Here is an 11,819-nt window from a genome sequence, read left to right on the forward strand (position 1 = left end):
ATATAAAATACTATACTTCGTTGAATTATGATCCTGCCTGAATAAGAGTTTACCTTTTCTTAACAATACACCTTCTCTAATTTACGCTAAATTCGCAAAAAATTTTAAATTATTTGTCCACAAGCTACGCATCAAAAAAAATACTGGTAGTACCGCTTGACTGGGGCCTTGGACACGCTACCCGTGATATTCCGCTCATCTACGAATTATTAAACGCCGGTTGCGAAGTCGTTATTGCAGCCGAAGGTAAACACGCGGCATTATTACAGCAGGAATTTCCCCAGCTCACTATCCTACCCCTTCCCGGCTACCGTATCCAATACGCCCAAAAAGGCTGGTTCTTTGGCATTAAGATCATACAGCAGATCCCTAAGATCCTGCGCAGCATCAAGTATGAACAACAATGGCTTAAGGAAACGGTAAAAACACATGGTATTCAGGCAGTTATTTCAGATAACCGCTTTGGCCTCTACCACCCGGATATACCCTGTGTCTTCATCTCCCACCAGTTATTGATCAAAACGCCGTTTGGCGGCGTTACGGAACGCATCCTCCAACGGCTGAATTATAAATATATCCGCCGCTATAACGCCTGCTGGGTGCCGGATTATGCGGATGATAATAACCTGTCCGGCATATTGGCCCACCCGGCACAATTACCGCCGCACACCACCTACATTGGCTGCCTGAGCCGCTTTAAACGGAAGGATGGCGTTACCCAACTGTATGATCTGCTGGTACTTATATCCGGCCCGGAGCCGCAACGCTCTAACCTGGAAAAGCTGATCCTGGAACAGGTAAAGGAGCTGCCCCTGAAAGTATTGATCGTCAGCGGACAGCCCGGTACGCCCAAACGTGAGCAGATTGCCCCTAATGTGCTGCAGGTGAACCACCTCAATGCACAGGAGCTGAACGAAGCCATGCTGGCCTCCGGTATGGTGCTGAGCCGCAGCGGCTATACCACCCTGATGGACCTGGTGAAACTGGATAAAAAAGCTATCCTGGTGCCTACGCCCGGCCAGTCAGAACAGGTATACCTGGGCGAATACCTCATGGAAAAGGGTTATTTCTACAGCCTGCCGCAGGAGCGTTTTGACCTGCGCAGCGCCCTGGAAGCGGCCGCCAGCTTCTCCTTCCGCTCATTCCAGCATGAGCAGGATATGGAGCAGTATAAAGATGTGATACACAAGTTTTTAATGAACTGATTGCAGATAAAAACAAATGTGCAGATGTGAATGCAATAATTAATGCATTTCATCTGCACATGTTGTTTTTACCGACTGGGCCGTTGCAGCCGCTCATCTGAATTTTAACGTTCCTATAGCATTTACGCAGGCCAACGGCGCCACTTTTTCTTCAGCAATTGCCAATTACGTTTCCAAATTATCCCATGGCTATCGCTTCAGCGTTTGCTTAACACATTGTCTCCGGCATCCACTCGTCCACCTGCTTGCAGCTACACGTTCTTCACCTCTGCCCCTACAAATATTTTATCCCCTACTATCGCCACCGGCCGCTTCAGAAAAGTATACTCCTGTAATATCAGGTCCCGGTAATCATCCTCCGTCAGCGTTTTTTCATGCAAGCCCATAGGCCGGTACTGCTGGCTGCGCCGGCTAAATAACGCTTCATAACTACCCGCCAGGTCCCGCATCTCCTTTAGCTGCGCCGGAGTGATCTTTTCCGTTTTAATGTCCTGCAGTACAAATCCCTTCTCCTTGATACCCCTGTCTGCAATGATCTTTTTGCAGGTGCTGCAGGTAGATAAATGATATAATTTCTTCATGTTTATGACTATTCCGCTCCAAACTTACGTACGCCCCCCATACTTTCAAACTTTAAACTCCTAACTTTGCACATTCCACAAATTCACGTAGGTTTAGCGCATGCAAAAGAAATTGTTTTTACTGGATGCCATGGCACTTATTTACCGTGCCTATTATGCCCTGATCAGGAACCCCCGTTTAACCACCAGCGGCCGTAATACCAACGCGCAGTTTGGTTTTACCAATACCCTGCTGGACCTGATCAATAAAGAGAAGCCCACCCACATGGCAGTGGCCTTCGATACAGAGGCGCCCACAGAACGGCACACATCTTTTGTTGAATATAAGGCTAACCGCCAGGAAGCCCCGGAAGACCTTATTGATGCACTGCCAGACATTAAGCGCATCATCGAAGGCTTTAACATCCCGGTAATAGAGCTGGATGGTTATGAGGCGGATGACGTGATCGGTACGCTCGCCTGGCAGGCCGAAGCTGCCGGTTACACCGTATACATGGTAACGCCGGATAAAGACTACGGACAGCTGGTAAAAGAAAATATCTTCATCTACAAACCCCCTTACCAGGGTAATAAAGAAGAGATCATGGGGCCTAAGGAGGTCTGCGCTAAATGGCAGATCACAGATGTGCACCAGGTAATAGACATACTGGGTCTTATGGGCGATGCGGTGGATAACATCCCCGGTATTGCCGGCATAGGCGAGAAAACCGCTATGAAACTGCTGGCGCAATACCAATCCCTGGAGAATGTGCTGGCCAATGCGGATACCATCGGCGGTAAGATGGGAGAGAAGATCAAAGCCGGCGCACAGGATGCGATCATGTCCAAACAACTGGCCACCATCATTACCGATGTACCGGTGACTTTCCACGAAGAAGACTTTTGCATAAAAGCGCCCAATAAGGAAAAACTGGGCGAGATCTTCACAGAGCTCGAATTCAAATCCCTGGGCAAAAGGATCCTGGGTGATGGTTTTGCCGCCGCCAATGCGGAAGCACCGCTGCCGGCCAAAGTGCAGCAAACAGACCTCTTTGGCAATATCGTGGAAGACGCCGCGAGCCTCACCGCGCGCGATGAAGCGCCGGCCGCAGACGAAGGCATCAACGTACTCCTTGCCGATAAGAACATAGAGAACACACCGCATACCTACCACCTGGCAGATACGCCGGAAAAAAGAGCGGAACTGATTGCCCTGCTGCAACAACAAACAGAGCTTTGTTTTGATACAGAGACCACCGGCACAGACGCGCATGCCGTGGAAATGGTGGGTATGAGCTTTGCCTGCTGCAAGGCAGAAGCCTGGTATGTGCCCATGCCGGCCAACCAGGACGAGGCCAAAGCCATCCTGGAAACATTCCGCCCCCTCTTCGAAAATGAAAAGATCACCTTTGTAGGTCAGAATATTAAGTACGATATGATCGTGCTCAAATGGTACGGCATAGACATTAAAGGCGCCATCTTTGATACCATGCTGGCTCACTACCTCATAGAGCCGGAAGGCCGCCGCAGCATGGATCTCCTAAGCGCCCAGTACCTGCAGTATGAGCCGGTATCCATAGAAACCCTCATCGGCAAAAAAGGTAAAGGCCAGGGCAACATGCGGGACGTGGAACTGGAAAAGATCAAAGAATACGCCGCGGAAGATGCGGATATCACCCTGCAGCTGAAAGAAAAATTTGTGCCGCTGCTCACGCATAAATCCGTAGAAAAAGTATTCTTCGATGTGGAAACCCCGCTGGTGAAAGTACTTACGGATATGGAATACGAAGGCATTGCCCTGGATACCCAGGCGCTGGCAGATTATTCCCGCGAACTGGAAACAGAGATCAAACGCGCAGAGGAAAGCGTATACCAGCAGGCCGGCGTAAGGTTTAACCTGGCATCGCCCCGGCAGCTGGGAGAGGTGCTGTTCGAAAAACTGCAGCTGGATCCTAAAGCCAAGAAAACACGCACCGGCCAGTATGCCACCGGCGAGGATGTGCTGGCAAAACTTTCCAACAAACACCAGATTGTAGAGGATATCCTGGTATTCCGGGAGCTCAGCAAACTCAAATCCACTTATGTGGACGCGTTGCCTCTAATGGTCAACAAACGCACCCAACGCGTACACACTTCCTATAACCAGGCCGTGGCCGTAACCGGGCGTTTAAGCTCCAATAATCCTAACCTCCAGAATATCCCCATCCGTACAGACCGTGGCCGCGAAATACGTAAGGCTTTTGTGCCGCGAAATGAGGACTTTGTGCTGGTGTCTGCGGACTATTCCCAGATAGAGCTGCGTATCATTGCCGCCATCAGCGAAGATGTGCATATGATAGAAGCTTTCCAGCAAGGCCTGGATATTCACGCCGCTACCGCCGCCAAAGTGTATGGGGTAGAGATGAGCGAAGTGACCTCCGATATGCGCCGCAACGCCAAAAGCGTAAACTTCGGTATCATCTACGGCGTAAGCGCCTTTGGCCTTTCCGAGAACCTGGGTATTGCCCGCTCTGAAGCCAAAACACTGATCGACAACTACTTTGCACAATACCCCTCCATTAAGGAATACATGGATAAGCAGATGCGTTTTGCACAGAAAACCGGTTATGTGCAAACCCTTTTAGGCCGCAAACGCTGGCTCAAGGATATCAATTCTTCCAATGCGGTGGTGAGGGGTTATGCAGAGCGTAACGCCATTAACATGCCTATCCAGGGTACTGCGGCAGATATGATCAAACTGGCCATGATAGCCGTGCATAAAACCTTTAAGGAGCACAATGTAAAATCAAAAATGCTGCTGCAGGTACATGATGAATTGGTGTTTGACGCCCACCGCTCAGAGCTCGATATCATCAAACCGCTGATCCTCGAATCTATGCGCAATGCCCTCCCGCTTTCCGTACCGGTAGAGGTGGAGATAGGCGCCGGCAAGAACTGGCTGGAAGCGCATTAACACCGTTGAAATATTCATGCTGTAGATAATTACAGATGCAGGCCGGATACCCCAACCCGCCTGCATCTGTCACCTGTAATTTGTACTAAAAATTTATTATGGATTGTCATTTTTACTTTGTATTTTATTTCACAAAGAACTCCTATTGTACTGTATTAAATTGTTAGCATTTAGCTGATTGTAATGCTTGTATTTCCCAAATCCGTTTACTAGTTTTCGAACATGATCCAAACATCACGATTACAGATATTACCGTGTTCCCTGCAGTACTTCGAAGCGCTGTTGCAGGGAAAAGATGTTTTGGCCGAACTGTTAGGGATCGATATCCCCGAATATTGGACAGAATACCCCGAAATGGTACTGGTAGCATATGATAAATTACGCAACGATCCTTCCATGCTGGGCTGGTTCTTCTACCTGGTAGTGCACCGGGCAGACAGACGCCTCATAGGCGCCGGCGGCTTTAAAGACCGCCCGGACCCCAACGGCGTAGTGGAAATAGGTTACGAGATCACAGCTGACTACCGGGAGCAGGGGTACGGCACAGAACTGGCAGAAGCGCTGATCCGCTTTGCTTTTGGTCACCAGTACGTACACAAAGTAGTGGCCCACACGGAAGAAGAATATAACGCCTCCGTAAAGATCCTGCAAAAGTCAGGCATGCAGTTCGTTGGCGAGATTGCCGATAAAGAGAACGACCAGCTTTGGCGATGGGCTATCACCCGGGAGCAATATAACGCCCTGGCAGAGAAGAACGAGCTGCAAAGCCGTTCATAGTCATAGGCCCCGCTCATCCCATTTTTATTGTTGCTATTCCTTGCATTCCCTTATTTTTGGCCCCTGTTCATAAAAACCTGCGTTTAATACAACCAACCTGCTTTAAGTTACAACCGGCTGCCCATATTTGCCGTTACAACCGGATACAGGCTATTGGAGAGGTCTACCTCCCCGGTAAGGTCATTAAATGCATTGATTAACAAGGCAGTAAACTACCACTATAACCACAAATATTAACCAGAATGAAAAAATGGATCGTGGGCGCGGCACTCTTATCTTCTACCGCTGTGCTGGCGCAAAACACCACCAATAAAGAAGGCAGCCATTACCAATTCACCACCATTAAGAACCTGGATGCCTTTGATGTACAGAACCAGGGCATGACCGGCACCTGCTGGTCCTTTTCAGGTCTTTCTTTTTTTGAATCAGAGCTGCTGCGCATGGGCAAAGGCCAGGGCCTTAACCTCAGCGAAATGTATGTGGTACGCACCATGTACCCCTTAAAGGCGGCTAATTATGTACGCATGCACGGTAAAGCCAATTTTGGCGAGGGCGGCGGCTTCCCGGATGATCTGTTATGCCTGCGCAGCTACGGTATGGTGCCCCAATCCGTATACGACGGCAACAAGGACAAAATGTACAACCACGCAGAAATGGAAAGCCTGCTGGAAGGCATGGTGAAAACCGTTGGCAACAGCGAAAAGACCATCAACCCCAGCTGGCAGAAAGCGGTTGACGGTGTACTGAATGGCTACATGGGCCCCGCGCCGGAAAAATTTGAGTATAAAGGCAAATCCTACACGCCGCAGACCTTTGCCAAAGAGCTGGGCCTGAATGCGGATGATTATGTGATCGTTACCTCCTTTACCCACCATCCTTATTATCAGCAGTTTGTATTGGAAGTACCGGATAACTGGGCCTGGGAAAAAGTATACAATGTACCGTTGGAAGATATGATCGGCATAGCGGAAAACGCCATCAACACCGGCTACACTGTAGCATGGGCAGCAGATGTGAGCGAAAAATACTTCAGCTTTGGCGACGGCCTGGCCGTAGTACCGGATAAAGACTGGACAGAACTGACCCCCGAAGAAAGAAAGAACCTGTTCATAGAGCCGGGCACAGAAAAGACCATCACCCCGGAAGTGCGCCAGCATGCTTTCGATGATTTCGAAACACAGGACGATCACGGTATGCACATCGTTGGCCTGGCAAAAGACCAGAACGGCCATAAATACTTCCGTGTAAAGAACTCCTGGGGCACTAATAACCCGGGCAGCGGATACTTCTTCGCCTCTGAGCCTTATTTTGCCTACAAGACCACCAACATTATGGTCAATAAAAAAGCTATCCCCGCAGAGATAGCCAAAAAGATGGGTATTAAATAATGTGCTGATGTCCAAATATGCTAATGTGCTGATGATTAATGCGGATATAACATTAATCATCAGCACATTAACAAATCAGCATACTAACATTAGCACATTAGCATATCAGCACATTCGCACATTAATCACTTCCCCTCCAACCGTTGCGTATACTCATAATTCCCTAACCGCACCTTCACCGGCACCTTTGTTTGTTTCTCCAGCATCCATTCCTGTTTACAAAAGAAACCGAAACACTGCTGGTAATAACTCGCCGGCGCTACTTTACCCGTTGTGCCGGGCGTAAGCAGGTAAGCCGGCAACGGCGCCTTTACACTTGTATCCGCCCGCAAACGGGGTTGCAGGGACTGTGCCCCGGCTTTATCCGCCAATAACAGCAGCGCTGTTATCCACATAAGCTGTTTCATCTGCCTCATCGTCTTTCGTCTTTATAGATCCATTATTCCAATGATAACCAATCATCTCACCCTATCAACTCCACACTTCCCGCACCTTCCCTGATCACTTCCGGCTCCGGCCCGGTAAAATCTATCACCGTAGAAAAAGTCATACCGCCCATGCCGCCATCCACTACAATATCCACTAATTTACCAAACTTCTCATAAATGATCTCCGGGTCCGTATACTCCTCCACGTAATGCTCAACAGGCAGCGAAGTGCTCATTACCGGGTTGCCCAGCTCTTTTACGATCGTACGGCAGATATTGTTATCCGGCACACGGATCCCTACCGTATCTTTCTTGGTTTTCAGCATTTTAGGCACCTGTTTACTAGCCGGCAGTATAAACGTATAAGGCCCCGGCAACGCCCGCTTCAGCATACGGAAAACCGGCGTATCCACGCTCTTGGCATAATCCGCCAGATGGCTCAGATCATAACAGATAAAGGAGAACTGCGCCTTTTTAGGATCTATCTGTTTAATGCGGCAAATGCGCTCTATGGCCTTGGGGTGGGATATATCACAGCCCATGCCATATACGGTATCTGTTGGGTAGATGATAATGCCGCCACGCTGCAGGCACTCCACGATAGTTTTCACATGCCGCGGATTAGGATTATCCGGGTGTAATTGTAATAGCATGCACTCCCGTATTAAATGATGATAAATTACCTATCATAACAAAGGTAGTACCATTTCTTAAACTAAATTTTTAATAACTTTCCGCCCTATTTTCGCTAAATACACCTGGATGAATTTAAAAGGTATAGTACCCAGAACCTGGAGAAAACTAAAAAAAATCCTGTTAGTACTGTTTATCGCGCATTTCGTGTACCTGATTTTGTTACGCTGGGTCAATCCACCCATCACTTTAACAATGATTTCCAGTTGGTTTAGCCTTTGGGGTACGGACAAACACTTCCATAAGACCTGGGCAGATGCGGAGGACATTTCACAGTACGCACGCCTGGCCGTGATCGCCAGCGAGGACCAGCTGTTCCCGGATCATGATGGTTTCGACTTCAAATCCATCGAAAAGGCCATGAAGCATAACCAGAAAAGCAAGAAGATCCGCGGCGCCAGCACCATCAGTCAGCAGGTGGCCAAGAACGTATTCCTGTGGCAGGGTAGGAGCTGGATCCGGAAAGGGCTGGAAGTGTATTTTACTTTTATGATAGAAAAGCTATGGGGCAAACGCCGTATCCTGGAAATGTATATGAATATCGCACAGACCGGCGATGGCATATTTGGTTTTGAAGCCGCTGCCCAAGCCTATTACAATAAATCAGCCGCCAGCCTGAACCGCGAGCAGGCCGCCATGATCACGGCTGCCCTGCCTAACCCGGTACGTTACACCGTAAATCCGGCCGCCCGCATCACCGTCTGGCGCCAGCGCCGGATCCTGCTGCAGATGCGTAACATCGCCGGCGATCCGGATATTGCGGCATTGGTGGCTAATAAATAGTGCCCTGTTTCACTTTTTCGACAGCGGCAATGGCTTTAGCTTCCCGCTCCGCATAACTGCCACGTATATCCGCCCAGGGTACGCCGCTATTCACCACAATATCACGGTAGATCTGGTAAAAATATTCCCGCATCTGCGGGTCCGGATACTCCCGCTGCGGATCATCCTCCCAGGGGATATCTATATACGTAAGCAGGTAAAGATCATAACGGCGGGCCGCTATCTGCTCCAGTATGCGCGGATCACAGCCGCCATACTTATGCTCGCTCCATACTTTTATTACATACAGGTCCGTATCACAGATCAGCAACCCATTTGCCTCCTTTGCCCTTTCATCTTCCAGGGCTAGCTGCCCCTCAGCAATAGTTAACAGGTCTTCCTGTTCATAAGGCCGTTGCAGGCCGTCAATATATTCCCGGGCATACTCCGGCGCCCATACGGTGTTATAATGGGTAGCCAGTTTTTGACTAAGGGTGCTCTTACCGGTAGACTCCGGCCCTAAAACCACTATCTTATGCATGCGATGTTGTATTATGGGCTTCCCAGATCTTCTTCCAGCTAAAATACCCCAATACCGCTACAATGAACAGGAAAATGGTCAGCAATGCGGTGGGTAGCAGGTGTTTATGAAACAACAGGGGGATGGCTACCAGGTTGGATACATTCAATACCAGCCAGTTCTCGATCTTACGTTTGGCCAGCAGCCACATACCGGCGCAGGCAGTGGCGGATACAAACGCGTCTATCAGCGGCACATCGGAATTGGAAAAGTTTTTCAGCAACACATAAAAAGTAGTCCACCCCAGCAACGCTATGCCAATGGTGATACCCCAGTCGCGCGGTGTAGCCCAGCCCACTTCCGGCGTGTGTTGTTGCTTATCCTTATGCGCCCAGTGGTACCAGCCGTACACGCTCATGATAAAATAATAGGCATTCAGGGTAGCCTCCGCATACAGGCGGAACTGCTCCCGGGATAACAGGTATACATATATGCCCGTGCTTACTAATCCGGTAGGATACAGCCAGATGCTGTTTTGCTTGCTGCAGATAACGCTGATGGCGCCAAACAGGGCGGCAATGATCTCCAGCCAGCTCATGGCATGAATGCCTTCCAGCAGGCTTTGATAGATGGCCTCGAAATTCATGGTGCAAAGATGCAATAAAAAAGCACAGTCACTAAGACTGTGCTCCTTTTAACACTATCATTCTTCTCAACTATGGCTTATTATTCTGCTTCCGCCACAACTTCCTTCACTTCAGGTATCATCCGCTTCATCATACCTTCAATACCTGCTTTCAGGGTGATCATGGAAGAAGGGCAGCCGGAGCAGGACCCCTGCAGCATCAGCTTCACTATGCCTTCGTTATAGTCCTTGAACTGTATAGCGCCACCGTCCATTTCTACGGCAGGCTTTACATAGTTCTCCAGTAATTCTTTGATACGTTTTACCACGTCACTGTCATCAGCGCTTACTTCATTGCTGGCTACGGCTTTCACCACAATCTCATCTTCATTGATCACCGGACGGTTATCCTCCAGGTACTCCTTCAGGAATGCCTTAATGGAAGGGATCACATCCATCCAATCCGTATCCGCGGTCTTGGTGAGAGTAATAAAATTGGCCATGATAAACACCCCTTTGATAAAGGGGAAGCTGAACAGTTCCATAGCCAGCGGAGAAGGCTTCGCACTGGCCTCATCAGGGAAATCAATGCTCTTACCGGGATACAGGAGCTTGTTGGCCACAAACTTCATTGTTTCCGGGTTCGGCGTCATTTCCGTGTATATACTGATGATGGGATTACCTGTTTTAATCATTTTTTTTCCTTGTTTAACTATGCAAAGTTAGCAACTTTCAGGGAGATTAGTTTGCGGAAATACAGGATATTCAATCGATTTTTACAATACCCTTATAGGCAAATGATTATATTCGTAGAGAATACTCCATTTGTGCAATGATATAAACCCTTTTTACCATGTTATATAACAAGTTAGCTACCAAGACCGCACAGGCGCTTAACGAGCAGGTAGAGCTCGAAGCGGCCTCCTCCCAGTACTACCTTGCCATGGCCTCCTGGGCAGAAGTACAGGGCTACAACGGCATCGCCCAGTTCCTGTACCGCCATTCGGATGAGGAAAGGGTGCACATGCTCAAACTCATCCACTTCATCAACGACCGCGGCGGCCACGGCATCGTACCGGCCCTCAAACAGCCCGATCTCGAGTTCCGCAATATCCACGACATTTTCGAGCACGTACTCACCCACGAAATTCTCGTTTCTACAGAGATCAACAAACTCATAGACCTCTGTCTCCAGGAAAAAGACTATACCACCCATACCTTTTTGCAATGGTATGTAACTGAGCAGATTGAAGAAGAAAAGATGGCCCGTCAGATCCTCGATAAGCTAAAACTCATAGGGGAAGATAAAGGCGGTTTGTATATTTTTGACCGGGACATGGGGACGATGAGAACAGAGGACCGGCATTAGACCACACATCATACAGTATGCAAACCGTCAAAACGCTCAACGCACGCAAGCGCATAGCGCTGATAGCGCACGATAACAAGAAAACAGAATTACTGGACTGGGCGCAGTATAATAAAACAGTGCTATTGCGGCATGAGCTCTATGCCACCGGCACTACCGGCCGCCTGGTAGAAGAACGCCTGGATGCGCCCGTGCGCAAATTACTGAGCGGCCCGCTGGGCGGCGATCAGCAGATAGGCGCCATGGTTGCCGAAGGCGCGGTAGATGTGGTCATCTTTTTCTGGGATCCCATGGAGGCCCTGCCCCATGATCCGGATATCAAAGCGCTGCTGCGCCTCTGCGCAGTGTGGAATATTCCCATGGCCTGTAACCGCACTACGGCAGATTTCCTGCTCACCTCCCCACTTATGCACCAGGAAACAGAAGTGATCCTGCCGGATTATGATCAATACCTGGGCAGAAAAGTATAGATTATCCGTGTGTCACTCATATGACACCCATATGCCACCCGTGTGCAACCCATATATTTCCCGTTAAAC

At 49.1% G+C, this 11,819-nt stretch carries 13 protein-coding genes; 7 read left to right on the plus strand and 6 right to left on the minus strand.

Annotated elements, in window-relative coordinates; all coding sequences use genetic code 11:
• Positions 1 to 113 precede the first annotated feature (113 nt).
• Positions 114 to 1,205 carry a glycosyltransferase gene (locus F0L74_RS03135; protein ID WP_188315837.1) on the plus strand — a complete coding sequence of 364 codons (1,092 nt, stop codon included), beginning with the start codon at positions 114 to 116 and terminating at the stop codon, positions 1,203 to 1,205.
• A gap of 251 nt (positions 1,206 to 1,456) precedes the next feature.
• On the opposite strand, the gene F0L74_RS03140 is transcribed toward F0L74_RS03135, so the two are convergent.
• Entirely contained in the window at positions 1,457 to 1,786 is a 330-nt protein-coding gene (locus F0L74_RS03140; protein ID WP_149836368.1) for an arsenate reductase family protein, read from the minus strand.
• Between the two features lie 100 nt (positions 1,787 to 1,886).
• On the opposite strand from F0L74_RS03140, the gene polA reads away from it, so the two are divergent.
• The 3 genes from polA to F0L74_RS03155 all read left to right on the plus strand — a co-directional run bounded on the left by polA (position 1,887) and on the right by F0L74_RS03155 (position 6,883).
• A complete protein-coding gene (polA, locus tag F0L74_RS03145; RefSeq protein WP_149836369.1) occupies positions 1,887 to 4,718 on the plus strand; it encodes a DNA polymerase I in 2,832 nt (943 codons plus the stop codon).
• 222 nt (positions 4,719 to 4,940) lie between these two features.
• Positions 4,941 to 5,495 (plus strand): GNAT family N-acetyltransferase, encoded by a 555-nt coding sequence (locus F0L74_RS03150; RefSeq protein WP_149836370.1) that lies wholly within the window; start codon positions 4,941 to 4,943, stop codon positions 5,493 to 5,495.
• Positions 5,496 to 5,737: 242 nt separating this feature from the next.
• A complete protein-coding gene (locus tag F0L74_RS03155) occupies positions 5,738 to 6,883 on the plus strand; it encodes a C1 family peptidase (RefSeq protein WP_149836371.1) in 1,146 nt (381 codons plus the stop codon).
• 125 nt (positions 6,884 to 7,008) lie between these two features.
• On the opposite strand, the gene F0L74_RS03160 is transcribed toward F0L74_RS03155, so the two are convergent.
• The gene (locus tag F0L74_RS03160) at positions 7,009 to 7,299 is read right to left on the minus strand and encodes a hypothetical protein (protein WP_149836372.1); all 291 of its coding nucleotides are present in this window, start codon (positions 7,297 to 7,299) and stop codon (positions 7,009 to 7,011) included.
• A 47-nt stretch (positions 7,300 to 7,346) separates the two neighbouring features.
• Entirely contained in the window at positions 7,347 to 7,964 is a 618-nt protein-coding gene (locus F0L74_RS03165; RefSeq protein ID WP_149836373.1) for an L-threonylcarbamoyladenylate synthase, read from the minus strand.
• 109 nt (positions 7,965 to 8,073) lie between these two features.
• On the opposite strand from F0L74_RS03165, the gene mtgA reads away from it, so the two are divergent.
• Positions 8,074 to 8,787, plus strand: coding sequence for a monofunctional biosynthetic peptidoglycan transglycosylase (gene mtgA / locus F0L74_RS03170; RefSeq protein WP_149836374.1), 714 nt, complete (start codon positions 8,074 to 8,076; stop codon positions 8,785 to 8,787).
• Here mtgA and F0L74_RS03175 read toward each other — a convergent pair.
• The 3 genes from F0L74_RS03175 to F0L74_RS03185 all read right to left on the minus strand — a co-directional run bounded on the left by F0L74_RS03175 (position 8,777) and on the right by F0L74_RS03185 (position 10,606).
• A complete protein-coding gene (locus F0L74_RS03175) occupies positions 8,777 to 9,307 on the minus strand; it encodes an AAA family ATPase (protein WP_149836375.1) in 531 nt (176 codons plus the stop codon). The genes mtgA and F0L74_RS03175 overlap by 11 nt on opposite strands.
• Positions 9,300 to 9,932 carry a nicotinamide riboside transporter PnuC gene (pnuC, locus tag F0L74_RS03180; RefSeq protein ID WP_149836376.1) on the minus strand — a complete coding sequence of 211 codons (633 nt, stop codon included), beginning with the start codon at positions 9,930 to 9,932 and terminating at the stop codon, positions 9,300 to 9,302. The genes F0L74_RS03175 and pnuC overlap by 8 nt, the downstream gene beginning before the upstream one ends.
• Before the next feature lie 80 nt (positions 9,933 to 10,012).
• Positions 10,013 to 10,606 (minus strand): NifU family protein, encoded by a 594-nt coding sequence (locus tag F0L74_RS03185; RefSeq protein WP_149836377.1) that lies wholly within the window; start codon positions 10,604 to 10,606, stop codon positions 10,013 to 10,015.
• Positions 10,607 to 10,764: 158 nt separating this feature from the next.
• Here F0L74_RS03185 and F0L74_RS03190 point away from each other — a divergent pair, with 158 nt between their 5' ends.
• Positions 10,765 to 11,280 (plus strand): ferritin, encoded by a 516-nt coding sequence (locus F0L74_RS03190; protein ID WP_149836378.1) that lies wholly within the window; start codon positions 10,765 to 10,767, stop codon positions 11,278 to 11,280.
• 17 nt (positions 11,281 to 11,297) lie between these two features.
• Positions 11,298 to 11,750: a methylglyoxal synthase gene (locus F0L74_RS03195; protein WP_149836379.1), complete on the plus strand. Its 453-nt coding sequence runs from the start codon at positions 11,298 to 11,300 to the stop codon at positions 11,748 to 11,750.
• The last annotated feature ends 69 nt before the right edge of the window (positions 11,751 to 11,819 follow it).

The sequence above is a fragment of the Chitinophaga agrisoli genome, assembly GCF_008386695.1.
Classification (GTDB): domain Bacteria; phylum Bacteroidota; class Bacteroidia; order Chitinophagales; family Chitinophagaceae; genus Chitinophaga; species Chitinophaga agrisoli.